Genomic DNA, 25,372 nt, shown 5'->3' with positions numbered 1-25,372 from the left:
TAATGTGGCGTTGTTATTTCAACCAATTCAGTTTGGAACATTGGGGCTGAGTAATCGAATCGTGATTGCACCCATGTGTCAATATTCTGCCAATGAGCAAGGGGAGTTAAGCTATTGGCATGAACAACAATGGGCGAATTATGCCTTGTCAGGTGCCGGACTTTGTATCGTCGAGGCAACGGCTGTACAGGCAGAGGGACGCATTAGCTATGCAGACCTCGGTCTTTGGAATGATATGCAACGCGCACAGATGAAGGCACTATTGGCCAAGGTGAAATCACTTTCACCTATGCCATTTGCTATCCAACTGGCACATGCGGGTCGTAAGGCATCGACAGATAAACCATGGGCAGGACATGGACAATTACCCCCAGATCATCCTCAAGGATGGCAAACTGTTTCAGCAAGTGATTTGCCCTTTAATGCCACAGATCATGCCCCCCATGCTTTAAGCCGAGATGAAATCCAGCAGATCATTCAAGACTTTGCCGATTCAACAAAACGTGCAGTAGATGCGGGCTTTGACTTAATTGAGCTACATGCTGCACATGGTTATTTGCTGCATCAATTTATGTCACCATTGTCGAATCAACGTAGCGATGAATATGGTGGCAGTCTGGAAAATCGCATTCGGCTGACGCTTGAAGTGTTCCAAGCCATGAAAAATGCCGTTCCTGAAGATTATCCAATTGGGGTACGTATTTCCGCAACCGACTGGATGGAATATACTGAAGCACCGAGTTGGGATCTAGACTCGGCTGTTGGCTTGTCAAAAGCGCTTGCACAACTAGGCACAGCCTATATTCATGTCTCTAGTGGCGGCTTAGATGTTGCGCAAAAAATTCAATTACAAGCCAGTTATCAAGTGCCTTTTGCTGAAGCCATAAAGCAAGCCGTTCAGGTTCCCGTAATTGCTGTGGGTTTAATTACCGAAGCAATGCAAGCCGAAGGCATTTTACAATATGGCATGGCAGATGCGATTGGTCTTGCTCGTGCAATTCAATATGACCCGCGTTGGCCATGGCATGCCGCTGCTGAACTCGGTGAAAACCTAAAAATTTCTCCGCAGTACTTACGCTGTCAGCCGCATGCACAAAGAAGTCAATTTACGGCTTTCTAATTTTCAAAATTTATAGCGGTCCGATCTACACTCTCAGGTTGAGGGTGTGGATGGAAGAGTCTATTACACAGGATATTTCGTATGGTCTTTGAGGTGATTGGTCCAATCTTTTTTCTTTTGGCCTTGGGATATCTGTCGGTAAAATGCAGTTTATTGAGTAAAGAACAAGTTGGAACCATTGGCGCATTTGTGATTAAGATTGCACTGCCTGCTTTGTTTTTTCAGTCATTAGCTTCTAAAGATTTGCATCAAATTTGGTATCCCGGCTATTTCTTTGTTTATACCGGAGTCACATTTTTATTGTATGGCATGGCCTATTGGCTATTGTCGACACATTTTAAAAATAATATGTCGCAAACAGCGGTACTTTCATTAGGCGCTGGTATGTCAAATACAGGTTTAATTGGCACTGCAGTCCTAAGCTTATTGGTCGGTCAAAATGCGATGACCTATACCTCATTAATCGTCATCATTGAAAGTGTGCTGCTGATTCCAACGGTGCTGGTCCTTGCGCAATTAGGAAGTTCACAGCAAAAAGCCAATATTGGCGACATCATCAAAAATACCTTATTGACCCTGTTAAAAAATCCACTCTTTGCAGGGGTAATGCTAGGGATTGGTTTTGCAATTTTCCAAATCCGTTTGCCTCATCAAATCAATGATGTACTGGCGATGTTAGGTCAAACGGCTTCACCATTGGCGCTGTTTGCAATTGGTGGTGGGATTGTCGGTATGAGCTTAAAGTATGTGAATGCTCAGAGCTTCTATTTGGTGATTTCAAGCAACTTGGTGATGCCTTTACTGACTTATTTAGGCTTACGTTATTTGACCGATGTCAGCCAAGAGATGTTATATGCAGGGACGATTATTGCCGCATTACCGATGCCGACGATTTTTGCCATGCTTGGACAAGTTTATGGCTTAAATGAAAAGACCTTAACGCCTTTGTTGATGAGTACTATCTTGGGCTTTGTCGTAACAGGTGTATTAATCAGTCTGTGGTGGGCGTGATTTTGATCAGCTCAAGATTTGCTTAAACCCATGAAAAAGCCCTGCATGTGCAGGGCTTTTTTTAATGCTCAATTAACTCTTTTTCGCATTGGCTTTAGGTGCTTTGGCTTGTTCAGCAATCATTTTATCCACGGTTGCCAAAGATTCTTTGGCTTGTGGAATATTTTCTTTGGCTAATGCACTGAATATTTTTTTAGCTTCAGGCAAATTTTGCGGGATGATATTGCCATTTACAAACATATTGCCCACCGCCATCAATGCAGGGACATAGCCTTTTTTTGCTAACTCTTGAATGCTATTTAGACCTTGCTGAATAGGCTTTTCATTTTTAGCTTTAAAGCCCGCACTGATGTCATAAAGTGCTTTGGCATGAATCGCAGGGTAGTTGCCTTTTTTAATCAGCGGATCAAGTTTGCTGAGTGCCAATTTATCTGACTCAGGTTTATTTTCTGCAAAAAGTAAAATGGCATAGTCGATGGAGGCATCGTCAAAACCTGCCGAAGATGCGCGTTCTAAATATTGTTTGGCCTTATTGGTGTCTTGTTTTAAGCCCAGTGTGCCCGTTGCATAATTTTTACCTAAAACATAGTTAGCAACAGGGTAGCCTTTGGCTGCAGCCTGTTCATAGAGTTGGATGGCTTTTTTCTCATCCTTCGCTACGCCTTGACCTGTTTGAGTAAGATAGCCCAAATTATAAATGGCCTGAGCATTACCTTTTGCTGCAAGCTTGCTCAGTGTTTGGTAGGCGCCATTCATATCTTTGGCCTTGACCATGGCTTCCACTTTAGCAAATTCAGGATCGACGGCATCTGTTTTAGTTTCAGCAAAAGCGAATTGAGTGCTCATTGCCAAAATGCTTGCAAGTAGGATTTTTTTCATCTTAAAACCTTTTGTAAATCATGCACATAATTCCGTTTATGTGTTTTGGTGGTTATTTTTGTCGGTTTTTACATCATAGGTAGATTTACGTAAATGTAAAGTGAGGAATTGTGATTTAAAGCGTTTTTATAAAATAATGTTGATTGCCCTTAGCGCTTTAAAAGCCATGACTTTATTGCATCAAAAGCCTTTGCAAAAAAGCAGGACTCTGATTTAATCGCGCATTGTTATTTTCTCTGAGGCAGCGCGATGTTTATTAAAGGCATTAAACGCAATTACGATAAAATTAATGCAGATGAATCGATTGCAGATGAAGATAAAATTGATGCGCTTTTGATGAAACTGGGTGCAGAGTTTTTAGTCAGTAAAGAGGATCGTGTTTATATTTTCAAAAAAGGCGATTTGGAAGCTAAATTTGATGCTAAACATGCGCGCACCTATCATTTTAAAGAATATGTATGCAAAGATATGAATAAGTTATTTCATGGATTTTGATTAAAATCATGATTTAAAAACGAAAACGTGAGGGGGAATAAAGTTCCTCCTTATTTTTGTTTGTTGTGTACTGCACCAGCGTATGTGATTTAAAAAACCTTAATTTTCAAAAGTATAATATTTTCTAAAAATATAAATTGAATAAAATAGATACAAGGCATCTATGATGAATACAGATATACATGATTCATTGAGATGTATTTAAATATGATAAAAATAAGCGCCATCTTGATCCTTGGTTTCGTCTGTTCAATGACCAGTTGGGCTCAACAACCCAAGCTTGTTCCGCATCCAATCCATTTAAAAAATGGCAAGCAGTTTTCATTAAATTTGCCTGCGCAGTATGAAATTATTCCTGCTGCCGAAGGTCTCAAACGTGTTCGTTTTTTTGCGCAAGCACCTGATCGGAGAATATTTGTCTCGGATATGTATGATCTAACAGATAATAAAAAAGGTACTGTCTATATATTGGATGATTGGAATGCTGACACAGGTAAATTTGGCAAAATCATTCCTTATCTGACCGGTTTGAGAAATCCAAATTCAGTTCAGTTTTATACCGATGCTCAAGGACAGGATTGGCTTTATTTGGCAGAAACGCACCAACTGACACGGCAAAAATTTAGTAGAGGAGAAACTCAGCCTTCGAGTAAGGCTGAAGTTTTAGCGACATTTCCAGATTATGGTTTGAGTTATAAATACGGTGGTTGGCATCTGACGCGGACGATTGCTATCGGTGGAAATGGAAAAGTTTATGTGTCGGTTGGTTCGAGTTGTAACGCCTGTGTTGAAAAAGAAAAAGTACGAGCCTCCGTCATTGAGATGAATCCTGATGGTTTAGAGCAACGGATTTATGCGACAGGTTTGCGTAATGCTGTTGGGCTAAAATGGATCGGAAAATTTCTATTTGCGACCAATCAAGGTTCTGATCATTTGGGAAGTAAAAAGCCTGATGAAACTTTTTATGCGTTAAAGCGGGATGCCGATTATGGCTGGCCCGCATGTTATTCATGGCTGGGCAAAGTCTTGGCGGATGCTAAATTTAAACGTGCATCAGGCTGTAAAAATGTTCCATCGCCCTATGCTTATTTCCCTTCGCATTCCTCAGCACTGGGTTTTGATTATTTTGATCATCCAGACACAGATGCCACCATTAAAAATGCATTTTTAGTGGCCTTGCATGGCTCTACCGACGAAGCGATTGGCCATGGCTATCAAATTGCAATTATGCGTAAAGGACAAAAACTTGAAACCTTTATGGATGGTTTTTTAGTCGGTAAAAAGGTGTATGGGCGACCTGCTGATATTTACCGAATTGATGCAAATTCCTTTTATTTTTCGGATGATCGGGGTGGGGTGGTTTATTTTGTGAGGGAAAAAAATGAGTGATTAAAAAGCCAAAATTTTTAGGCTTTGGCTTTGAGTGATTGGATTTTAAAAAATTAATCTTTAATCGTCACGTCGTTTTAGGTATTACCATGAACCCGATGCGCCGCCGCCTGAGCTGCCTCCTGAATCTCGTGAGGAAGATGAGGAAGAACTACTTGAGCTGCTTCCTGATGAAGAACTGCTGCTTGACGATGAAGAGCTGTAACTAGAGGAAGAAGACTGACTTGATTCGCTCGTTTTATTGAAAGGATTTAAACGCTCATATTGTTCATCCAACATTTTTTGACGTGCTTTTTCTTGTAAATATTGATTATAAAAAGCGGTGAGATAGGTATTTTCAGTCCCTGCTCTGAATCGATATAAAAACACTGCATATCTTAATAAAAGTAAAATAAAACAATTGGTTATGGATGTTAATATAATGAATGATATTTGAGGATAGAATTCGATGAAGTAAAAAATGCCGAAGCCAAATAAAGCAAAAATCTGAAGTGGTAAGCTGTATAAAATAGTTTTAAGTAATCTGTATGGTTCATTGAAGGGAAGAAATATAGTCAACATAAAAGGGGCATAAAGAGGAATAGATGCGCAAAGTAAAAATGCAATTTTTCCAAAATTTAAATAACCAAAAATCAAAAGATGAATAAAAATTTCAAAGATAAGGAGTCCAATAAAAGCACCTAAGGCACCATTAGTACCAAATTTAATAATCACTTTTGTGTAACACCAATAGAGTGGGATACACAATAAGAATGATAGAAATATTCCAGCTATTGTTTTTAGAATGTGATCTATTTTTTGATCTTCGTTTTTAGGTTTACCAAGAGTAATTGATTTATCTAGTAACTTTTTTTGTGTTTCTTTAAAGCCATTAAAATAGTCATTATTTTGGAAATTTGGAGCGAGTGTGTGTCGAATTATGCGCCCAGCTTCTAGATCAGTGAAATCTCCCTCTAAACCATAACCTACCTCGAACCGCATTTTACGATCATCTTTTGCAACCAAAAGTAGTAAGCCGTTATCGAGCTTTTCATTGCCAATTTTAAGTTTATTGAATATCTCAAGTGCATATTGATCAATAGGTTTTCCATTGGTCGAGGGAATCATCAAAATTTTAAAGTCGATATGCTTTTGCTGATAAAGCTGCTCGTTTTGCTTTTTTAACTGGACAATTTCATCGCGGGAAAGCGAGTTGGTTTGATCGACCACATTGCTATTTTTTAGCTCTTCCAATACCGCTGAATTTATCTCGGCATAAATATTTGGCGATATAAAACAACTGAAGAGAATGAGGAAATTCAATAAGAAAAAGCGAAATGGGAAAGGGATGAGCATTTTTATAAATCTTTATATTTTGTTGTAATTTTAAATAGTAATCAGAATAAGAGCCAAACAACTTTTGTAATTTGGCTCTTATTTTCAAAATTAAGATGCTTAAGCAGGACGTGCCACATCACCATTCAATGCATCAGGCAAGGCTAAAACTGTCACATCTAACTCTTCTAAAGCTTCTGGGCGTGCCACAACTAAAGCTACATAACCATTTTCTACAGCCGCGCTATTGACCACTTGTACGCCTTTATTCAGCTGTTCGCCTTGTGCAGGAGTAGCGCCTGTACCTGAAATCGCATGCAGCCAAGCTTTCGGTTTGGCTTTAAACCATAAGCGTGCAATCACTTCCTGACCCAAATAACAGCCTTTGTCATAGTGGACGCCTTCACGCTGATGTAGACGTAACTCTTGCGGTTGGAACACATGTTCAATGGCTTGGTCAATATAGGCCTGACCCGCTTGAATGGCTTGAACTTCCCATGCTGCAACATCCGTCGGTTCCGAAGTAAATGTCGTTTCATCAGCCACTAAACTTGGAAAAACTGTACCAGTTTCTTCAAGTTTCATCTTAGAAAATGCACCAAATTTTTTAATATGTTTGGCAAATTCTTCGGCTTGATCTGCTGTAGTGACAATAGAAAAACTTTCAGCACTGTGTTTGGTGAGCCATAAACCAAAGTGAATACGGCCTTTGAGGTCGCAGATTGCAGTATAACGTGTTGCATTTTCTTCAAGGCGTTCAACATGCAAAGTCACTTGCCCTTGTAGAAATTTTTGTGCATCGACACCGTTGAGAGAAAAAGATGTGAATGCCATAGACGTTGTCATGACCAGCCTCAGTATAAATTTTAGATATCATTAATCATGTTATTTTGCAGCAAGCCGCAGTGTTAGGCAAACAAAAAGCCCATATTGATATGGGCTTTTGTACAGCATAGATCGGTCTTAGTGACTGTGTGTCGGCATATCGCTTGCAGTCATATCTATAGTGGAATGATGTGAAGGCGGTTCACTATTACAATCATATTGGTCGCCACAAATACGCACGGTTTCCATCATGCCTTGATCTTCATGGTCTAAAATATGGCAGTGCAGCACGAAGTCGCCTTCAAATTTTTCGTACTTGCTGCGCACAAAGATTTTATAGCCCTGTTTGACGAAGAGCGTATCTTTCCAAACGCCTTTCATTCCATGATATTGCGAGTCAATATTTCCTGCACCATCTTTATCTGAGCTGCCGATGGCACTGACATCGACACCATTTTCATTCAATATTTTCACGACTTGGAATGGATTGACATGAATATGGAAGGGATGACTTGCAACATTACTGCTCAACTCCCACTCTTGGGTTTGCCCGATTGGAAGCTTGCGGACATAGCTATGGTGGGTATGGTCTTCATCGTGGTAGGCATCGCCAAAGCTGATCAAGGTACCTTCTTCGGCATGACGAATACCAAATTTAAAGCTGCCATCTGCATTGAACAGAATGTCAAAGTTGGTGATTTGCTTCGCCATCGTTTTGAGCATTTCATCGACTTCAGCAGTCATTAAACTCGCATGAGAGATAAAGGCTGATAAATCACCCTGTTCGAGCTGTGCAATCACTTCTGGTGCCAGTTTTAGTTGGGTGGCCTGAATTTTTAAGAAGTTAAACGGCGTTTGCTGCGGTAGTTGAGTTGCTTGCACATTGACCCAACCGAGGAGCTGTGTATTGAGTTTTTCTTCTGGTGCGCGACGAAGTAATGGACTTGATTCAGGCGCATTAATTTCATCTTCCAGATTGAGCTTGGCATCGTATACACAGTATTTATTGGTGGTCGGGAAGGCGAGCATGGCATCAAAGCGATAACCCGGTTGAAAAATTTCAATCCCTTGCTTTTGGATTTTCCCCATGGTCAAGCCGTCTTGTGCAAGGGTATATAACGGTAATGTTTTCAGCGTTTTAAACTGTGAAGACATTGACTTACTTTGATATTTTTGACATTCGCTAAGGGTTTGCTCTGCGGTAAAGAGCGCAGAATCAGGCAGTTCTTTGATGGTCAAACCAATGGTGTCACGGATACCGCCATGAATCATACGCCAGCGGTGGTATTGGTTCTGATCCACCTTAATTTCACCAAACATTTTGCCATTGATACTGGTGAAACGATTTTCATCTGCCCATGAGGTCGGTATATCGAGTTTTGAATAATCTTCTAAGCTATAGATACAGGGTGTACCATTTACTTGGCTTAATTTGCTGTCGCAATCTTCATTGTATTGAATTTGCTGGAACAGCATGATTTTTTCATGGTCATACTGCTGGGTTTTTTGATTTTTCCATAAGATGTCTAAATCTCCAGTCTGCTGAATTTGTCCATTACGAATGACTGGTTTTCGCTCTCCCTCAATAATCAAAGGGCCAGCCATGCCGCTTGAGACCTGAATCGCGGTTGAACCATGCACATGCGAGTGATACCAAAATGTTCCCGCAGGATGATTCGGTTCGATCTTAAATTCGTAATGAAAATCTTGCTGAGGTTTTAAGCTCAAAAATACGTTGTCACTATTTCCTTGCGGGCTAACCCAGAGACCATGTGTATGTAAATTTGTGGTGTTAAAACAGTTCCCTTGGTTAATATTGGTCACTGGACTTGGACAGGTCTCCGTCGATTCAACAGGGAGATGATTGACCAGATGAATTTTTAAATTGTCACCTTGTTTCGCACGAATTTGTGGGCCAACCAGTACATCAGAAACACTGCCATCGCTATTTTTCGAGTTCCAGAGTTCAGGTTTAGTCAGATAGCCTCTGACCTGTAATAGGTCATTTTCACCCGTTTCAGGGTCGTATAAGGCTTGGCGTTTATAGGCAATCAGCAGTTCATGCTCACCTTGTGCATTGGCTTTCAAACGTGGTGGATTCGAGACGACAGTCGGTGAGTCTACTTCCTCTTCTTGAATCGTCGAATCTGTTGTCGATTGGTCGTTGTCGCCACAGGCAATGAAGCTGAGACAGCTTAAGAGGCAGCCAGCCCCAATGATGGTTTTAAATTTTGTCATGATCTTTCCCCAAAGCATAATGACGGTAGAACAGTAGTTGCTGATTTTTTAGCTAAAGTTTTGTAAATATTGTGATTATTTTGGCGAATACAGCGAGTTACTGTCCTTGTGTGTCGTGCTTTTATTATCTGAGAGTGGGGTGATTCGACGCTATCCCTGCAAATAGGGATAAATTGAGAATTAAGATAAAATAAATAATAAAACCGTGCTTTGATTCACATTGTGGCTTTAAGGAGCAATGAGCTAATGAAGTAATTTAATGCCTTGATTATTAAATACTAAAATTGATAAGACTGATTTTTAATCAATTTGGTTGATATTTAGATTAATTATTATGCAGTGCAATTTTCCTTAGACTAAAGAATGAGGCAGATTTGCAGCTATTTTTCAAAAAAATTCACATTTAGAGCGAATATTCCAAAGTTAGTGTAACTAAATATTTCAAAAACCCCTGTTTTTATATTTAACTCTATGAAATATATGAGATTTGGGAAATGGGTTTTCGGCAGTGTAGTATGCCTATCGAACAAAGATGAATTGTCTATGAAAAAGACAACGCAAAAAAATGAAAGACCGAGGGCAGGAACGCTATGAACAACAACTACCGTAAACCGCTGCAAGGCACCCAGCTAGAATACTTCGATGTACGCCAAGCCGTAGAAGATATTCAGCCAGGCGCATACGCAAAACTCCCATATACATCTAAAGTCCTTGCAGAGCAGTTGGTTCGTAAATGCGACCCTGCAATCTTAGAACAATCTTTAAAAGAGCTGATTAACCGCAAACAAGACCACGATTTCCCTTGGTACCCTGCACGTGTGGTGTGCCATGACATCCTCGGTCAAACCGCATTGGTTGACCTTGCAGGCTTGCGTGATGCGATTGCAGACCAAGGTGGCGACCCGTCAAAAGTTAATCCTGTTGTTCCAACGCAGCTCATCGTTGACCATTCTCTTGCTGTAGAGTTTGGCGGTTTTGACCCAGACGCTTTTGAGAAAAACCGTGCGATTGAAGACCGCCGTAATGAAGACCGCTTCCATTTCATTGAATGGACTAAAACAGCCTTTGAAAATGTCGATGTGATCCCTGCGGGCAACGGTATCATGCACCAAATCAACTTGGAGAAAATGTCTCCGGTGATTCAAAACCGTGATGGTCTAGCATTCCCAGACACTTGCGTGGGCACAGACTCACATACGCCGCATACTGATGCATTGGGTGTGATTTCTGTCGGTGTCGGCGGTCTAGAAGCTGAAAATGTCATGCTCGGCCGTGCATCTTGGATGCGTCTGCCAGACATCATTGGTGTAGAACTTGTTGGTCAGCGTCAAGCGGGCATTACCGCAACTGACATCGTGTTAGCACTTACTGAATTCTTGCGTAAAGAACGTGTAGTCGGTGCATACCTAGAATTTTTCGGTGAAGGTGCTGACAGCATGTCAGTGGGTGACCGTGCAACGATCTCGAACATGACCCCTGAATATGGCGCAACGGCAGCGATGTTCTACATCGACCAAAACACCATTGATTACCTGACTTTGACAGGCCGTGAAGCGGATCAAGTGAAATTGGTTGAAGGCTATGCCAAAGAAATCGGTCTTTGGGCGTCTGATATGACCGCTGCGGAATACCCGCGTGTACTGCGTTTTGATTTGTCGAAAGTAACCCGTAACATTGCAGGGCCATCGAACCCGCATGCACGTGTATCGACGGCTGACCTAAAAGCCAAAGGTATTGCAGGCAACTTAGAAGCAGCGCGTGCGCAAGAAGCAGAAGGTTTAATGCCAGATGGCGCTGTGATCATCGCGGCCATTACCTCTTGTACCAATACCTCTAACCCCCGTAATACCGTTGCGGCAGGTTTGTTGGCACGTAAAGCAAATGAATTGGGTTTAGTGCGTAAACCTTGGGTGAAATCATCATTTGCACCGGGTTCTAAAGCTGCGGCTTTATACCTAGAAGAAGCAGGTGTACTCGGTGATTTAGAAAAGCTGGGTTTTGGTATTGTGGCATATGCATGTACCACGTGTAATGGTATGTCAGGTGCTTTAGATCCAAAAATTCAACAAGAAATTATTGATCGTGATTTGTACGCAACTGCGGTACTTTCAGGTAACCGTAACTTTGACGGCCGTATCCATCCTTATGCAAAACAAGCGTTCTTGGCTTCGCCTCCACTCGTTGTGGCGTATGCCATTGCAGGGACAATTCGTTTTGATATCGAAACCGATTCATTGGGTAATGACAAAGATGGCAATCCAATTTACCTGAAAGACATTTGGCCGTCTGATGAAGAAATTGATGCGTTGGTAAAAGAAGCGGTGAAGCCTGAACAGTTTAAGAAAGTGTATATCCCAATGTTTGACTTGGGTGAGCGTGAAAAAGCGGCAAGCCCGTTATACGACTGGCGTCCGCAAAGTACTTATATCCGCCGTCCGCCGTATTGGGAAGGGGCTTTGGCTGCACCGCGTACACTTGCAAATATGCGTCCGCTTGCGATCTTACCTGACAACATCACCACAGATCATTTATCGCCTTCAAATGCGATCATGATGGATTCGGCTGCGGGTGAATATCTGCATAAAATGGGCGTGCCTGAAGAAGACTTTAACTCATACGCAACCCACCGTGGCGACCATTTGACTGCACAACGTGCAACATTTGCTAACCCGAAATTGTTTAATGAAATGGTGGTTCGTTCTGACGGTACGATCAAGCAAGGTTCAAAAGCGCGCGTAGAGCCAGAAGGCGAAGTGATGCGTATGTGGGAAGCGATCGAAACTTATATGAATCGTAAGCAGCCGCTGATCATCATTGCAGGTAAGGACTACGGTCAAGGTTCGAGCCGTGACTGGGCTGCTAAAGGTGTGCGCCTTGCAGGTGTAGAAGTGATCGTGGCAGAAGGTTTTGAGCGTATTCACCGTACTAACTTAGTAGGTATGGGCGTGCTGCCGCTTGAGTTTAAAACGGGTACAGACCGTAAAACTTTGAAGCTGGATGGTACTGAGCTGTATAGCGTGATTGGCAATATCGCGCCGCGTTCTGACCTGACTTTGGTGGTTGAGCGTTCGACGGCAGACGGCAAAAATGAAATTATTAAAGTGCCTGTGACTTGCCGTTTAGACACTGAAGAAGAAGTGCATGTGTATGAAGCGGGTGGTGTATTGCAGCGCTTTGCACAGGATTTCTTGGAAGGAAATGTGGCGTAATTTAAAATAAGTCCTTTTAATACTTGAAATAATTCAATAAAGCCATATGTCAGATATGGCTTTATTTTTTGGAAAATGAAAAATGTCTCTTTTAAGAGAAATTCAGAACGATGCAGTAAACTCTAATATTAAAGTTTCTGATTTATTAAGAAGATGTAAAGTTTTAGCTTATCGATTGGGAAATGAAGATTTTAAAACATGGGGTGATTCAGAGCTTAATGGATATGAATCGTTGGATGGTATTCCTTCTTATCGAATTTATAACGATGTTAATTCAAAAGGTCATTTTTCAGGTGCATTTGGATCTGGGCTAAGAAATGCTGACATTCCATCAAATTGCTTTCCTAAAGAATTTCGAAAGAATTTAACAACGGTTTCATTAACTGCTCCAATTGCTGAATTTGAGTCACTAGTAATAAATGCTAAAAAGGGTAAACTGTTACAACAACCGTGGGACGCAAATTTTGTGGCTATGTTTAGCAATAAAATTTATAAGAATATGGTGTGTGTACAGGCTTGGAAAGTTATACCTTCTACAAAATTAGAGGGGATTATTGATATTGTAAAAACAAAAATATTAAATTTCGTATTAGAAATAGAAGTTATTAATCCTGAAGCTGGAGAAGCAAAATTGAATACGAATCCTATCCCACAAGATAAGGTGAGTCAGATTTTTAATATAAATATTTCAGGAAATGTTGGGAATTTAGCTTCAGGGAATAGCAACAGCGGTATTCAACAATCTACAAATAATGAAATTCCAAAAGAATTCTTGGAGATAATTACTAAGATTCAGGAAGAAAATAGTGATGAAAACTCTGTTTTACAAGAGCTAGAGAATAAAGTAGAAGAGCTAGGACGGAATGTTGGAACTGTAAAATATAGTGAAAAATATAAGGAATTAATAAGTTTTATGTCTGATCATGCAACTGTTGTTAGTGGATTAATTTTGCCTGTTTTGCCATATTTAAGTTCATTATTAAATATATAGTATTGATTGAAAATTATTCAAAAAATACCCATCATAAGGTATATATCAAAACTTATGGAGTCGCTTTATGACTACAGCAAAAGTTTTTATGACAGGTCGCAGTCAAGCTATTCGGTTACCTAAAGAATTTCGCTTTGAAGGCAAGGAAGTTGAAATCTTCCGCCGTGGTGACGAAGTCATATTGCGTGAAAAACCGGTCACAGCAGATCAGTTATTTAAGGTTTTGGCACAAATGCCAGACGACTTTTATGCAGAAACAAGAGTGGATGAACCACCGCAAGAACGAGAAGAGTTCTGATGCCAACACAATATTTATTGGATACAAATATTTGTATCTATATCACCAAGCATCAACCCGAAATTGTACGTCAGTATTTTGAAAGACATTTACCTGACGGCAATATTTTTATTTCAGTGATTACTTTAGGTGAACTTCGCTTTGGTGCGGAAAAAAGCCAATGGAAAGACAAAGCTTTCAAAGTGATTGATGAATTAACTTCAATCATTCCTGTTATAGAGTTAGATGAACACACCGCCGTACACTATGCTCAAATTCGAAAACAGTTAGCGCTTCAGGGGCAAATAATTGGCAATAACGATTTATGGCTAGCTGCTCATGCACGATCAAATAATTGGGTCATGGTCACAAACAATGAAAAAGAATTTCTGCGTGTAGACGAACTGCAAGTAGAAAACTGGCTCAGCAAATCGCTGTAAACCCACCAAAATTTCCATTCGAAATTATGCTTTGCCTAAATGCCATTATCAATTGTCGAAATGACCAATAGACATTCATCACAAGAGGGTTATACTGAATCTACCATTTCTAAAAACATATGGAGAACAAAAATGGTTACTGCTGGTCAAAAACCCGGAACAGGCTTCTATTTTTGTGTTCAATGCGGACACCGCGTCTACTTAGAAATTGGTACTGATCGTTTACCACCGTGTACCAAATGCCAAGGCAATCAATTTAACAATAAGAATGCCTAAGCTGCAAAACACTAACAGTTATCCGCTGTTTAGAAAGAAAAGCCCTATCACTCGATAGGGCTTTTTGCTAACGTATAACACTGCATATATAAAAACAAATTGCACATTTAACTGTTCGGAGAAGCCCATGGAAACAATATTAGGACTGTGTATTGGTATTGGCTTAAGTGCTGCTTGTGGCTTCCGTGTCTTTGTACCTTTATTGGTGATGAGTGTTGCTTCCATTTTAGGACTATTCGAACCAATGAAAGGATTCGAATGGTTGTCTATGCCTGCGGTTTGTATTGGCTTAGGAATTGCGACGGTTTGTGAAATTGCCGCGTACTATATTCCTTGGGTAGATAATGCGCTCGACACCATTTCAACACCCGCAGCAATGATCGCAGGGACGATTGCCACAATGGCAGTAAGCTCAGGTGAAATGTCACAGTTTGCCAGTTGGGCGGCAGCAATTATCGTGGGTGGTGGTACAGCAACAGCAGTGCAAATGAGTACCGTCGCAGCGCGTGGCGTATCTACCGCAACCACAGGTGGCGTTGCAAATCCAATCTTATCTACAGGGGAATGGATTGGTGCTGCAGTCTTGTCAGTATTGGCCTTTTTAGTCCCATTTTTCGTGGTGATCTTAGTGATTGCAATCGTGATCTGGTTGGTTCGCCGCATACGCCAAAAACGAACTGTACAGGTCGATACCCCTTTATAAACCAATCAATATTTCACTCTAAAATGAATCCATCTTTTAGAGTGAGTGATCTGCGTTTTGTTTAATAAATATAGAAATAAAAATCCGAAACTGAGTATTAGCAAAGTTTGATAAAGATTATAAAAATTATAAGAAGCGCTACTGATACACAGACCATCATACAGTTAGCGACGAGTACTATGGGTTGTCTGATTTGGACGCCGTATTTGTTGATGTCAGTTCGAGTGAAAAATACCTTTACTCAACATTCAAAGCACTCGGCTTAAGCGCAAAAAATACTATCGAGCAATTTCACCTATCCGTCCTAAAAGAGCACTTCATTCTGCGTTTAATGCATCCAAGAGACGGCTAAAAAAATCTTTAAAATATGGTTGATTTTTAAACAATAAAGGCATAATTTTAGTATGTGATTATAAATCACATACTTTTCATATGGATTTATTTAATCTTTGAATTTTATAAAAAATAATGAGGGGAATGGTAGATGATTAAATTTATAGTCGATGAAAATGCCTTAACGAATGGCTCGCATTTAATTCACAATGGTACGCAAGGATGTGTAGACATGCCGCAGTTTGAGCAGCAAATATTGATTGGTTATTTTGCCAATTTCGAACTCGCTTATAAGCGTGCACGTATGAGTTGGCCAACAGAAAAAGTTGTCGGTTGCGATAAATGCTGTAGTCAAAGCTAGAAATTCAACATGCATTAACCTTGAAATAAAGCTGTATATCCAAGAAAAATGGCGCAGAAATTGCTAACTAAAACAGGTAATCGCGTTATGAATAGGATATACAGCATGACTACAGAAACCATCCGCTCTACAAAATATCCAGCACAGGCACATGCCTATTCAGCATGGCCTTTGATCTTGATCATCATTGGTGGTGCGATTGGACTGGTATATGCCGTGATTGCATATCAGATCAATCTCAAAATATATGCATCAGACCTCAGCCGAATGAATAAAATTTTGGCCAATTTACTCTGTGGTATGGCGGCATGTAGTGGTTGGTGGTTTAGCGCACAGTGGATACAAAGCTATTTAGTTCATTGACCAATAATGCGTTGAATAGATCATCCATTAAATAACAGATGTTACACACTTAAAAGTAGTTTTGCATTTTTAAAATGATTTTTAATTCTATTCGACGGTGTCTTATATCTAGGGATTGAATAAAAGGATTAGCCTTCGGCTGGAGGTACTCTTACGAAACGTTGTTTCTCATTCGGCAAAATGAGAAGCAAAGCTTCGCAAGGAAACCATCTTGCGGTGCAATGCACCTCACCGACAAAACTCGCTCATTACCGTCAAATTATTCACAGTATCGCAAAAACATTTTTGATTAAAAGTAGCCCTGTCTAAAACACTTGCGAATGACGTTACCGCGTATCGTTCATTTATTTGAAGCAAATTGCGCTTCTGATGTTACTGCGTAACATCAGTTCAATAAGTAGAACAAAGATAGATCTAGATCATTAGTTACTCACTGAGCGGTGTTTTGTGAGTCATAATCAATGTAGATAATTGAAGCGGAGGGGGAATGTTCAGCGGCGATATATTTTAATTTTGACCCTGTGTTTGCACGTTTGGTCTGTTGTGAAAGAAAATTTTCTTAAAATTGACCATATCTGCAGATAAAAAACGCTGAAATGAGCTGAAAAGATAAAATATCCTGCCAAACCTAAAATGGCTGAAAAAATTTGCTGAATTTGCAGAAAATTAGAAAAACTTAGGAAATTAATCCCGATGCCCTTTGGTTAAAGTATATCTCAAGGGTGTGATAGAGATTGAAAAGAGTAGCATGCTGTCAGTGGTGCAAAACACGCGTACAGTACTCACCCAAAAGGTCTCGATTCAGCTTAGGACGCTATAAACCAGAAGTTTATAGGCTATAAGATCATGACTTACAAAGTGATGATAGTTGAAGTAAACAACATTGTTTTCTCTTATACCACCCCAAAAATTTAAGCCAAAATAAAAAACAATAATAAATCATTACTTCTTTAATCCGCACAAAACAAACCACACCAGTTAAATCAGCACAAGCTCAAAGATCGTCAGGCATCTCTCTTGCAAATTGTCCTAATCCAAGCCTTAACTCTCAACGAACTTCATTTTCATCATATTGAATAGCTTCTGTGCTTCTTACTACTTTTTTCGAACAGATCACGATTTTTCAAATCTCGCTGTGGCATAGATTGTTGACTCTGAATCCAGTTGAAACATTCATTTCAATATATGTTCTCATTGGCTAACCGTCTTGTTTGAAATTCAAATGAACTCTGTGTTTGAACGCTAGGTTGTAGCGTAAATTTTCGTAAAAATTCATTTATAAGATGGAATAAATGTTAAAAAACCCTTGTTAAGGGAAATATTTTCAATATATCTTCAAATATGAAAAATATTTTTAAAATAAGATAAAAACAGTAATTTTCAGGGAAACAATCCCTCATCGAAATCATTACTATATATCTCAAGGGTGTTACAGAGATTGAAAAGAGTAGCATGCTGTCAGTGGTGCAAAACACGTGTACAGTACTCACCCAAAAGGTCTCGATTCAGCTTAGGACGCTATAAACCAGAAGTTTATAGGCTATAAGATCATGACTTACAAAGTGATGATAGTTGAAGTAAACAACACTGTTTTCTCTTACACCCTAAAAATTTTTAAGAATTCAATCGAATAATAAATCCATCTATCTTTTTCAAAATTCCAAACTTCGCATATATTCCCAACAAACTTTGATCATTGCTGATGTAATAAATATCACGCAGAACAACTCAAACTTAATCTAAGCTTCAGATTGTCCTTTTTCACAAAGTTGTTATGCTTAACTGTCTAAATTTTAAATAATTTTGTTATGGGTTATCTGGATCAATTGATACAGGATTGTCTGCAGGCACAGCAGACTAAAGCTGAGCGTATATTTGAGTTTTCAAGCTTTGATGATCTTGCTCAACATACACTTTATATTTATGTTATAGAGCTAGTCGGTGGCGATATACAGCAGACATATCAAGACTATGCCGCATTTAAGGCATTGAAAACCCATGCCTGTGCCAAGTTAAATCAACCCAATCACATTCTGTATGTTGGATCATCACGAACAGGTATAAAGAGCCGTTTAAAACAACATCTAGGTTTCGGGCCTAAACAAACCTATGCATTGCATTTATCGCAGTGGTTTCAGGGCGAATATCGCATCACACTACATCAGTATCCATCGACCACGAGTGCAAGCATCTTACAGTTACTGGAGGATGATTTATCTCATTCATTAGCGCCAGCCTTTGGTAAATTGGGGACCAATAATCGTTAGGGTTAGACCTGATCGGCCAAAGTCGATTGACAGCGAATTAGTCAGTTGTTATTTTGCCGACATTCTCCCAGTACACAGTCTGTCCATGCCTTTAGATCCCAACTTTGTCTATGCGCCGCCTCAAGGTCCTCTACGTATTTTGTATGAAGATGCAGACTTGGTTGTCATCGAAAAACCAGCGGAATTGTTGTCGGTTCCGGGACGTTTGCCTGAGCATCATGACAGTGCCTATCTTCGTGTTTTGGAGCAGTATCCTGCTGCAAAAATTACCCATCGTTTAGACATGGCAACATCAGGCATTTTGATGTTTGCGAAACACCGCGATGCAGAAGTGGCGGTGAGTAAAATGTTCCAAGCGAGGACGGTTCAAAAGCAATATGTGGCTTTGGTTCAAGGCAAACTCGAAGGTGAGGGTAGTGTTGAAGTGCCCCTCATTACGGACTGGGAAAATCGCCCACGACAGATGGTGCATTTTGAATTGGGCAAACCTTCAAAAACCTTGTATCAAGCCATCAGCTATGACGCAAGCAAGGATATTAGCCGAGTATTATTAACACCAGTGACTGGGCGTTCTCATCAGCTACGTGTACACATGATGCATATTGGGCACCCAATTATAGGGGATCAACTGTATCACCCGAATGCAAAACAGAGCTCACTCGGACGGATGGCGTTACATGCTTGCGATCTGGCATTTACCCAGCCTTTAACTCAACAAGCTGTTCATATTCATTGTGCGGCAGAATTTTAAAGCATATTCATGTGAATGCTCATTGTTCATAAAAACTGCTGCATTGAATTAAAACCTTTGGGACTCGTAAAAAGCGCAGAATATCTACAGCTTTAAATAGGTTTTTCTGCTTAAAAATGATTCATGATATACACTATATCCCCAATTCTGGGGATATATAAATAATTTAAATATCTCTATAAAGTATGTGAAAAATTTAGAAAGATTGATATTAAATTTCTTTGTAGCTTTTAGTAAATAAACGCCATTTTTAAGGTTTTATTATATTTTCTAATGAATATTGAATGATTACTTTTTTAATATAAAAATATTTTATTAAAATGATTTAAAACAGCATTTTAGTTAAATTGTGTGCAAGTGTGTATTTGGTCAGATAAATACAGTTTTTTGCATTTATTCTGCTAATATGAAATAAATTATTGATTTTAATTTTTATAAATTAGGTTTGTTTTGGGGAATAAACTTAAATTATTGAAGCTTATTTTGAGGATTGGCAAATGATCAATATTGCTTTAATCGTCCTTATCATCCTATTAATTGTGGCTCTCCTTTTTGTTTATAACCGCAAATTGAAAAATGATAAAACCCTACGTTCACTGCAGGAAAACTTCGATCGTGCGCGGTTAAAACTAGCTGAAACAGAGTCGCAACAAGATGAACTGAATTATGAAATCAGTCAATTACGCATTCAAAACAGTGGCTTAAAAATCCAAGTCGATAAAGTAGCGAAATATCAACATATTGTGGATATTGAACAATATGTTGAGTATCGAACTTTACAGGCTGATGGTTTGGTGGAAGTCACCAAAGCCAATGCCGATATCATGTTGAATGATATTCGCGCACAGATCGAACAAGTGCGCCAGTATTTGAGCAAATATCAAGAAAGAGCTAAATCACAAATACAGGAACAAGCCCGTGCCGAGTTAAAGGGTTTGTATAGCCAAGCGCTGGATCAGCAGCATTTGGAAAACATCAACCGTGCTTTGGACAACAAAATACGGGGCTATCAGTCAGCATTCTTTTTACCTTTACAGAGTATTTTAGATCAGCTGATGGATGGCATGAATGAATCTGCGGCAAACCAAAATTTGACTGCGGTACGTTGCAAAATGATTGATGCAATGGAGCAGCAATCGACTGCAAAATGTAATTATGTTGATGAAGAACGTCGTTTGGCTGCGATGCAATTATTTACATTGGTGTTTAATAGTCGTGCTGATTTGTATTTAGCCCAATTAAATACCAAAAACTTAGGTGAGCTATTGCAGGCTTTGGCGGATGATTTCACCTTGCTCAATGCGCATGGTGTACATTTTAGTCAGGCACGGGTACTCGACAGTTATCTACAATTACGCTTAGAAGAATTGAAAATGGCAGCTTTGGTTTTACATCTTAAAGAAACTCAGGCCCACATGGATGTTGTGGTTTAATTTGAATTGTTATCAGAAAGATCACTTCGGCGGTCTATTTCTGATTAAAGAGATTTAGCTAATGCAAATTGCAACAATTATCCGTTAATCTAAGTCAACAGAATAAAATTCATAAACGATAAGGGAAAGTACAATGACTCGTGATTTTAAACAATTTCCAGATGATGATAATGGCAATGTGCTGTGGCAGATGCAGCAAGATGGTGATGATTTATCTGTGCCGCACGAAATCGAATATTCAATTGCCTTTTCGAACGAAGCGCAGGCTGAACAGTGTGCATTGTATTTATTGAAAGAAGAGCAAAAAATTTCGTTGTTCCAAGATGAAGAATCAGATCGCGTGGAATGGATTATCACGGTCTATGTTTATATGGAGCCTGATTATGAAGATATTGTCGATTTAGAGCAGTGGTTTATTAAAATTGCAGAACAACATTCAGGCGAATATGACGGTTGGGGTTGTATGGCTTATATCTATGAAGATGATGATCTGGATGAAGATGAAGCACAATTGAGCTAAGTCTCAGTATTACATCGAAAGTGACAAGAACCCAGTGATTCAACTGGGTTTTTATTTTTTAAATTGTAGGAATATTGGGTTAAGTATTTATTTTTAAAAAATTTAAATTCAAGTTAATATGAATGCAGCTCACAAAACATAACAAGGCATTGCGTTAAAGTGATGGGATCAATCTGTAGGATTCACTATAGTATTGAACAGCAATGACCTTTCTCGCATGTCTCAAAGCTGTTTCATTTAGAACGTTTCAGTGTGATAAAAATTGACGATAAAGCGAGGGTGAATGCATGTGGATGATTCAGTGAAAACAATGACAAAAGGACATCATCATGAGCAATACTGTTCGATTACATCGTGTTTTTAGTGCGCCTGTAGAGCGCGTTTATCGTGCCTTTGTGGAGCCAGATGCTTTGGTGAAATGGATGGCACCGCATGGATTTACGGCCCATGTGGAACATTCGGATGTGCGTGTAGGTGGCTCGTACCGCATGTCATTTCAAAATTTTTCAACGGGAACCACACACGCTTTTCATGGCGATTATCATGAAGTCGTGCCGAATCATATACTGCGTTATACAGACCAATTTGATATGCCAGAGTTAGCTGGTGAAATCGAGGTCACTGTTGAGTTTAAAGCGGTATCAGTAGGAACCGAAGTGACGATTGTACAGGCAGGGTTGCCGAGCGTTATTCCACCTGATGCCTGTTATTTGGGTTGGCAGGAATCTTTACAGTTGCTGGCTTTTTTAGTGAATCCTACGATCCCCGATGAATAATTTGAAGAATGATCGAAAACTATAAATAGGCGAAGGAGGGCTTAATGACTGTACACATTAAACGTATTTATGATGAGATAAGCCCAGACGACGGTAAACGCATATTAGTCGATCGCTTGTGGCCGCGTGGTATCAGTAAAGTGAGCGCAGAGCTAGATTTGTGGCCGAAGGCATTGACGCCATCGACAGATTTACGTCGTTGGTATCATCAAGACGAGGCAATGGCTTCTCGTTGGGACGAATTTAAACAGCGCTATTTGCAAGAAATACAACCCAATCAAGCCGAGTTAGAACAACTGCGCGCATGGGAAAAAGAGGAGCCACTGACCTTACTCACAGCGGCCAAACATATGGATAAAAATCATGCGCATATTTTAAAAGCGTTGATATTAAACACCTCATTAGAGATCTAAAATTTAAACCGCTAAGTGCTGTGGCGTTGTGTTATTTACATCGTCATAACTTCACTAAACCATAAGATATTTATGGTTTTTAAGTTTATGAAATACATAAAAATGTTATATTAAGATTTTATGGATTTTTGCATCCATCTTTTTTTGAGGTCTTTTATGTCTTTACCCAATTGTCCCCAATGTAATTCTGAATATACCTATAATGATGGCGATTTACTGATTTGTCCTGAATGTTCACATGAATGGCGTGAAGGCGAAGGCGCTACAGATGAGCAGGTGGTGATTAAAGATGCCAATGGCAATGTATTGGCCGATGGCGACACGGTTACTGTGGTGAAAGATCTTAAAATTAAAGGCTCATCGTCAGTGGTGAAAGTTGGTACCAAAGTTAAAAATATTCGCCTTTTAGTCGATGCAACAGATAGTCATGACATTGACTGTAAAATTGATGGTATCGGGGCTATGAAACTCAAATCTGAGTACGTGAAAAAAGTTTAAGTTTCGTTTTTGTTCGGTCTAAAGCAACCTTCAAGCACCCTAAGCGAAGTCAACACTTGGCTTGGGATGTCTACTAAAACATGAAATTGATATCTAATCCGCTATAGATTTTACTTTTCAGCCTGCATAATAGAAGCATTACAGGTTTGAAATGTCTTTACTATGCCGCATATTCATTTGGAATATTCCAATAACCTTGAGCTTGAGCCTCGTCCTTTACTTAAAGCGCTGAACGCTGCCTTATTTGAATCGGGTCATGTCAGTGCCATCAATGATATTAAGAGCCGTGCTGTCGCTCAACAAGATTTTGTTGTGGGTTTTGATGAACACGCTCAACATGCGTATATGCATGCCAAAGTTTCATTATTGACGGGTCGAACGGTTGAAGTTCAAAAGCAAATTTCATTGTTGTTATTGGACGTGTTGAAACAACATGTCACAGCTTCAGCAATAGAAGTGCAACTTTGTGTAGAAATTTTAGAAATGAATAAAGCAACCTATTCGAAGCAGATCGTGAGTCCTTAAGGCCTTTATTCAATGCGTTGAGCAATGTACCGCTATTCACAAATACAGCATGATGAAAGAATGATGAAATCCGACTTCGGTCGGATTCTTTTTTATTGTAATTATTTATTAAAAATCATTTTCTTAGTGATTAAATTTTAAGCCTTTACACTGATCAAAAAAGACATTGAAAAATGTGACCGAGTTCATTTATATTCTGTAGATCAGGTTGAATTTCCAACAACAAATCCTGATCGAATAATAGATAAAACAATGAAAATGAAGGGGTAACATATGTCGGGATGGTACGAGATCAGTCATTCTAATGATCAGCAGTTTCGTTTTGTATTAAAAGCAGGGAACGGTGAAATCATTTTAACGAGTGAATTATATAAAGCGAAAGCATCAGCCCAAAACGGGATTGAGTCTGTACAAAAGAACAGTTCAGATGACAGTCGTTTTGAACGACTGACGGCCAAAAATGGCAAACCATATTTTAATTTGAAAGCGGCAAACCATCAAATTATTGGGACCAGCCAATTTTATGCCAGTGAGCAATCACGCGATAAAGGCATTGAATCAGTTAAAACCAATGGTGCAAGTACCCAAATTAAAGATCTAACTGCTTAAATTTGAAACAACCTGATCGAGACAGTCAACGCGGGATAAACAAAACCTGAAGGCTCGTCAAAATCACAAGATCAAAAGCAATATGGTTCTCAAATAAGCGCTGTTGGGTTGGATGCTCTTCAATCTAGATCAGGCTTATTTGACGGTACAAGGAAGTACCACAACTTCACTGGCTAGAGTGGTGAACGATGAATAAGCAGAATCATATTTTGTATTATAGGCTCATTACGATTTTGATCATCGTCATGGGTTGGATGATTGCGTCTCCGTATTGGGTGTTGTATCAAATACGTCAAGCCTATGAGCACAATCAACCTGAAAAAATTGCTCAATATATCGATTTTGCGGCAGTCAAATCGAGTCTAAAACCACAAGTTGAAGACCTCATACAACAGAAAACTGGGCTACAGCATTTACCCGAATTTGCCCAGTCTTGGGGTGGGCAGCTCAGCACAGTCCTCAGTGCAACGCTGGTCGACAGTCTGGGCAATCCAAACAGTATCATGCTGCTTTTACAAGGCAAAGCATTAAAAGAGTCGATCCAATTACCAGAAATAACCCAACTAACCAATCCGAGCATGATTAGCTCAGGGATTGAACTATTCACTCATGCTGAAAATAAGGTCGCAGAACAACCTCATACATCAACATCATCCAAAAAGGATGCAACTACAACCGCTGCAGCTTTAAAGCAAAGCCAGCCACTTGAACCCAAAGCAAGCTATAGCGCTTGGAATCGATTTGATCTGTATGTGCCGCTCCAAGGCCTAAGCGAAGAAAAATATACCGTATTTATTATGCAACGCCGAGGTTGGAGCTGGAAGATCGTTGAAATTCAACTTCCAAACGCCTCACAGAATAATACTTCATAAAAAATAAAAGAAATAGGCGCCAGAGATGCAAGATAAAATCAAAATAGTCGGTGACCAACAGGCCGCTGACGAAATTCTGCAATTTTTAGCCAATTGGGATGAGGTTATCTGCCAATTGAAAATTGAGAATATTGCTGAATCCTGCGCAGCAGATGTGTACTTTTTTGATGCCAGTTGTGAAATGCGTGGCTTAATGGCATATCAAAAAATGTGGGAATTTTATCGGGAGTATTTTCGTGAAGGCTTAAAGGTATTTAGGCGGGAACTGGTCATCCATGCAGATCCTGATATTGCCTTTCTGCATTGTTATTCTAAAATTGATGATCAGAGCGGGATACCGACACCGGGGATCTCGTGGTGTCGTAACACCATTGGGATGAAAAAAACGCAGTCTCAATGGAAGATCGTTCATCAACATATTTCTGTTCCAGTGGATATTGTGACTCATCAAAGTAAAGTGATTACCTTTTAATTCTTCTCAAAA

Annotated in this window: 28 protein-coding genes; 24 read left to right on the top strand and 4 right to left on the bottom strand. The window is 39.6% G+C overall.

What is annotated here, in order from left to right; translation table 11 throughout:
* Positions 1-4 precede the first annotated feature (4 nt).
* Entirely contained in the window at positions 5-1,120 is a 1,116-nt protein-coding gene (locus FTU77_RS08750) for an NADH:flavin oxidoreductase/NADH oxidase (RefSeq protein ID WP_180055563.1), read from the top strand.
* Positions 1,121-1,201: 81 nt separating this feature from the next.
* Positions 1,202-2,131, top strand: coding sequence for an AEC family transporter (locus FTU77_RS08745; protein ID WP_180055562.1), 930 nt, complete (start codon positions 1,202-1,204; stop codon positions 2,129-2,131).
* Positions 2,132-2,203: 72 nt separating this feature from the next.
* On the opposite strand, the gene FTU77_RS08740 is transcribed toward FTU77_RS08745, so the two are convergent.
* Positions 2,204-3,010, bottom strand: coding sequence for a tetratricopeptide repeat protein (locus tag FTU77_RS08740; protein WP_078191142.1), 807 nt, complete (start codon positions 3,008-3,010; stop codon positions 2,204-2,206).
* A gap of 249 nt (positions 3,011-3,259) precedes the next feature.
* Here FTU77_RS08740 and FTU77_RS08735 point away from each other — a divergent pair, with 249 nt between their 5' ends.
* The gene (locus FTU77_RS08735; RefSeq protein ID WP_180055561.1) at positions 3,260-3,505 is read left to right on the top strand and encodes a hypothetical protein; all 246 of its coding nucleotides are present in this window, start codon (positions 3,260-3,262) and stop codon (positions 3,503-3,505) included.
* 207 nt (positions 3,506-3,712) lie between these two features.
* A complete protein-coding gene (locus FTU77_RS08730; protein ID WP_180055560.1) occupies positions 3,713-4,894 on the top strand; it encodes a sorbosone dehydrogenase family protein in 1,182 nt (393 codons plus the stop codon).
* Positions 4,895-4,978: 84 nt separating this feature from the next.
* On the opposite strand, the gene FTU77_RS08725 is transcribed toward FTU77_RS08730, so the two are convergent.
* The 3 genes from FTU77_RS08725 to FTU77_RS08715 all read right to left on the bottom strand — a co-directional run bounded on the left by FTU77_RS08725 (position 4,979) and on the right by FTU77_RS08715 (position 9,271).
* Positions 4,979-6,229 carry a YgcG family protein gene (locus tag FTU77_RS08725; protein WP_180055559.1) on the bottom strand — a complete coding sequence of 417 codons (1,251 nt, stop codon included), beginning with the start codon at positions 6,227-6,229 and terminating at the stop codon, positions 4,979-4,981.
* Between the two features lie 99 nt (positions 6,230-6,328).
* A complete protein-coding gene (locus tag FTU77_RS08720; protein WP_111884809.1) occupies positions 6,329-7,054 on the bottom strand; it encodes a folate-binding protein YgfZ in 726 nt (241 codons plus the stop codon).
* A 117-nt stretch (positions 7,055-7,171) separates the two neighbouring features.
* Positions 7,172-9,271: a multicopper oxidase family protein gene (locus FTU77_RS08715; RefSeq protein WP_180055558.1), complete on the bottom strand. Its 2,100-nt coding sequence runs from the start codon at positions 9,269-9,271 to the stop codon at positions 7,172-7,174.
* A 590-nt stretch (positions 9,272-9,861) separates the two neighbouring features.
* Here FTU77_RS08715 and acnD point away from each other — a divergent pair.
* The 20 genes from acnD (at position 9,862) to FTU77_RS08615 (ending at position 25,360) form a co-directional block, all read left to right on the top strand.
* Positions 9,862-12,480 (top strand): Fe/S-dependent 2-methylisocitrate dehydratase AcnD, encoded by a 2,619-nt coding sequence (acnD, locus tag FTU77_RS08710; RefSeq protein ID WP_180055557.1) that lies wholly within the window; start codon positions 9,862-9,864, stop codon positions 12,478-12,480.
* An 82-nt stretch (positions 12,481-12,562) separates the two neighbouring features.
* Complete coding sequence (locus FTU77_RS08705; protein WP_180055556.1) at positions 12,563-13,471, top strand: hypothetical protein; 909 nt, start codon at positions 12,563-12,565, stop codon at positions 13,469-13,471.
* A 67-nt stretch (positions 13,472-13,538) separates the two neighbouring features.
* Complete coding sequence (locus FTU77_RS08700; RefSeq protein ID WP_078191134.1) at positions 13,539-13,769, top strand: antitoxin; 231 nt, start codon at positions 13,539-13,541, stop codon at positions 13,767-13,769.
* Complete coding sequence (locus tag FTU77_RS08695; protein WP_180055555.1) at positions 13,769-14,188, top strand: type II toxin-antitoxin system VapC family toxin; 420 nt, start codon at positions 13,769-13,771, stop codon at positions 14,186-14,188. The genes FTU77_RS08700 and FTU77_RS08695 overlap by 1 nt, the downstream gene beginning before the upstream one ends.
* Positions 14,189-14,227: 39 nt before the next feature.
* Positions 14,228-14,464: a hypothetical protein gene (locus FTU77_RS08690; RefSeq protein WP_306669900.1), complete on the top strand. Its 237-nt coding sequence runs from the start codon at positions 14,228-14,230 to the stop codon at positions 14,462-14,464.
* 127 nt (positions 14,465-14,591) lie between these two features.
* Positions 14,592-15,167: a DUF4126 domain-containing protein gene (locus FTU77_RS08685; protein ID WP_168378546.1), complete on the top strand. Its 576-nt coding sequence runs from the start codon at positions 14,592-14,594 to the stop codon at positions 15,165-15,167.
* Positions 15,168-15,274: 107 nt separating this feature from the next.
* Positions 15,275-15,433: a DUF2569 family protein gene (locus FTU77_RS16160; protein ID WP_168378547.1), complete on the top strand. Its 159-nt coding sequence runs from the start codon at positions 15,275-15,277 to the stop codon at positions 15,431-15,433.
* A gap of 218 nt (positions 15,434-15,651) precedes the next feature.
* On the top strand, positions 15,652-15,861 hold the full coding sequence (locus FTU77_RS08675; protein WP_180021366.1) for a hypothetical protein: 210 nt from the start codon (positions 15,652-15,654) through the stop codon (positions 15,859-15,861).
* Between the two features lie 105 nt (positions 15,862-15,966).
* A complete protein-coding gene (locus tag FTU77_RS08670; RefSeq protein ID WP_180055554.1) occupies positions 15,967-16,224 on the top strand; it encodes a hypothetical protein in 258 nt (85 codons plus the stop codon).
* A 1,808-nt stretch (positions 16,225-18,032) separates the two neighbouring features.
* A complete protein-coding gene (locus FTU77_RS08665; RefSeq protein WP_180055553.1) occupies positions 18,033-18,491 on the top strand; it encodes a GIY-YIG nuclease family protein in 459 nt (152 codons plus the stop codon).
* Between the two features lie 85 nt (positions 18,492-18,576).
* Positions 18,577-19,242 carry a pseudouridine synthase gene (locus FTU77_RS08660; protein ID WP_180055552.1) on the top strand — a complete coding sequence of 222 codons (666 nt, stop codon included), beginning with the start codon at positions 18,577-18,579 and terminating at the stop codon, positions 19,240-19,242.
* A gap of 497 nt (positions 19,243-19,739) precedes the next feature.
* The gene (locus tag FTU77_RS08655; protein WP_180055551.1) at positions 19,740-20,675 is read left to right on the top strand and encodes a hypothetical protein; all 936 of its coding nucleotides are present in this window, start codon (positions 19,740-19,742) and stop codon (positions 20,673-20,675) included.
* A 133-nt stretch (positions 20,676-20,808) separates the two neighbouring features.
* The gene (locus tag FTU77_RS08650) at positions 20,809-21,195 is read left to right on the top strand and encodes a ribonuclease E inhibitor RraB (RefSeq protein WP_111884820.1); all 387 of its coding nucleotides are present in this window, start codon (positions 20,809-20,811) and stop codon (positions 21,193-21,195) included.
* A gap of 329 nt (positions 21,196-21,524) precedes the next feature.
* A complete protein-coding gene (locus FTU77_RS08645) occupies positions 21,525-21,971 on the top strand; it encodes an SRPBCC family protein (protein ID WP_180055550.1) in 447 nt (148 codons plus the stop codon).
* A gap of 44 nt (positions 21,972-22,015) precedes the next feature.
* Positions 22,016-22,384 carry a DUF488 domain-containing protein gene (locus FTU77_RS08640; protein WP_180055549.1) on the top strand — a complete coding sequence of 123 codons (369 nt, stop codon included), beginning with the start codon at positions 22,016-22,018 and terminating at the stop codon, positions 22,382-22,384.
* A gap of 156 nt (positions 22,385-22,540) precedes the next feature.
* Entirely contained in the window at positions 22,541-22,882 is a 342-nt protein-coding gene (locus tag FTU77_RS08635; protein ID WP_180055548.1) for a zinc ribbon domain-containing protein YjdM, read from the top strand.
* Between the two features lie 162 nt (positions 22,883-23,044).
* On the top strand, positions 23,045-23,407 hold the full coding sequence (locus tag FTU77_RS08630) for a 5-carboxymethyl-2-hydroxymuconate Delta-isomerase (RefSeq protein ID WP_180055547.1): 363 nt from the start codon (positions 23,045-23,047) through the stop codon (positions 23,405-23,407).
* A gap of 273 nt (positions 23,408-23,680) precedes the next feature.
* Positions 23,681-24,016 (top strand): YegP family protein, encoded by a 336-nt coding sequence (locus tag FTU77_RS08625; RefSeq protein ID WP_168378556.1) that lies wholly within the window; start codon positions 23,681-23,683, stop codon positions 24,014-24,016.
* 188 nt (positions 24,017-24,204) lie between these two features.
* Entirely contained in the window at positions 24,205-24,888 is a 684-nt protein-coding gene (locus FTU77_RS08620) for a DUF2939 domain-containing protein (RefSeq protein WP_180055546.1), read from the top strand.
* 25 nt (positions 24,889-24,913) lie between these two features.
* Positions 24,914-25,360 (top strand): nuclear transport factor 2 family protein, encoded by a 447-nt coding sequence (locus tag FTU77_RS08615; RefSeq protein WP_218946117.1) that lies wholly within the window; start codon positions 24,914-24,916, stop codon positions 25,358-25,360.
* Positions 25,361-25,372 lie beyond the last annotated feature (12 nt).

This window comes from Acinetobacter sp. YH12142 (genome assembly GCF_013418435.1).
Lineage (GTDB): Bacteria > Pseudomonadota > Gammaproteobacteria > Pseudomonadales > Moraxellaceae > Acinetobacter > Acinetobacter amyesii.
This window is presented reverse-complemented; position numbering and strand designations above follow the sequence as displayed.

Coding starts and splice junctions, on each gene's coding strand:
- FTU77_RS08745 (WP_180055562.1), top strand. CDS start 1,202: ATGGTCTTTGAGGTGATTGGTCCAATCTTTTTTCTTTTGGCCTTGGGA.
- FTU77_RS08740 (WP_078191142.1), bottom strand. CDS start 3,010: ATGAAAAAAATCCTACTTGCAAGCATTTTGGCAATGAGCACTCAATTC.
- FTU77_RS08735 (WP_180055561.1), top strand. CDS start 3,260: ATGTTTATTAAAGGCATTAAACGCAATTACGATAAAATTAATGCAGAT.
- FTU77_RS08730 (WP_180055560.1), top strand. CDS start 3,713: ATGATAAAAATAAGCGCCATCTTGATCCTTGGTTTCGTCTGTTCAATG.
- FTU77_RS08725 (WP_180055559.1), bottom strand. CDS start 6,229: ATGCTCATCCCTTTCCCATTTCGCTTTTTCTTATTGAATTTCCTCATT.
- FTU77_RS08720 (WP_111884809.1), bottom strand. CDS start 7,054: ATGACAACGTCTATGGCATTCACATCTTTTTCTCTCAACGGTGTCGAT.
- FTU77_RS08715 (WP_180055558.1), bottom strand. CDS start 9,271: ATGACAAAATTTAAAACCATCATTGGGGCTGGCTGCCTCTTAAGCTGT.
- acnD (WP_180055557.1), top strand. CDS start 9,862: ATGAACAACAACTACCGTAAACCGCTGCAAGGCACCCAGCTAGAATAC.
- FTU77_RS08705 (WP_180055556.1), top strand. CDS start 12,563: ATGTCTCTTTTAAGAGAAATTCAGAACGATGCAGTAAACTCTAATATT.
- FTU77_RS08700 (WP_078191134.1), top strand. CDS start 13,539: ATGACTACAGCAAAAGTTTTTATGACAGGTCGCAGTCAAGCTATTCGG.
- FTU77_RS08695 (WP_180055555.1), top strand. CDS start 13,769: ATGCCAACACAATATTTATTGGATACAAATATTTGTATCTATATCACC.
- FTU77_RS08690 (WP_306669900.1), top strand. CDS start 14,228: ATGCCATTATCAATTGTCGAAATGACCAATAGACATTCATCACAAGAG.
- FTU77_RS08685 (WP_168378546.1), top strand. CDS start 14,592: ATGGAAACAATATTAGGACTGTGTATTGGTATTGGCTTAAGTGCTGCT.
- FTU77_RS08675 (WP_180021366.1), top strand. CDS start 15,652: ATGATTAAATTTATAGTCGATGAAAATGCCTTAACGAATGGCTCGCAT.
- FTU77_RS08670 (WP_180055554.1), top strand. CDS start 15,967: ATGACTACAGAAACCATCCGCTCTACAAAATATCCAGCACAGGCACAT.
- FTU77_RS08665 (WP_180055553.1), top strand. CDS start 18,033: ATGGGTTATCTGGATCAATTGATACAGGATTGTCTGCAGGCACAGCAG.
- FTU77_RS08660 (WP_180055552.1), top strand. CDS start 18,577: ATGCCTTTAGATCCCAACTTTGTCTATGCGCCGCCTCAAGGTCCTCTA.
- FTU77_RS08655 (WP_180055551.1), top strand. CDS start 19,740: ATGATCAATATTGCTTTAATCGTCCTTATCATCCTATTAATTGTGGCT.
- FTU77_RS08650 (WP_111884820.1), top strand. CDS start 20,809: ATGACTCGTGATTTTAAACAATTTCCAGATGATGATAATGGCAATGTG.
- FTU77_RS08645 (WP_180055550.1), top strand. CDS start 21,525: ATGAGCAATACTGTTCGATTACATCGTGTTTTTAGTGCGCCTGTAGAG.
- FTU77_RS08640 (WP_180055549.1), top strand. CDS start 22,016: ATGACTGTACACATTAAACGTATTTATGATGAGATAAGCCCAGACGAC.
- FTU77_RS08635 (WP_180055548.1), top strand. CDS start 22,541: ATGTCTTTACCCAATTGTCCCCAATGTAATTCTGAATATACCTATAAT.
- FTU77_RS08630 (WP_180055547.1), top strand. CDS start 23,045: ATGCCGCATATTCATTTGGAATATTCCAATAACCTTGAGCTTGAGCCT.
- FTU77_RS08625 (WP_168378556.1), top strand. CDS start 23,681: ATGTCGGGATGGTACGAGATCAGTCATTCTAATGATCAGCAGTTTCGT.
- FTU77_RS08620 (WP_180055546.1), top strand. CDS start 24,205: ATGAATAAGCAGAATCATATTTTGTATTATAGGCTCATTACGATTTTG.
- FTU77_RS08615 (WP_218946117.1), top strand. CDS start 24,914: ATGCAAGATAAAATCAAAATAGTCGGTGACCAACAGGCCGCTGACGAA.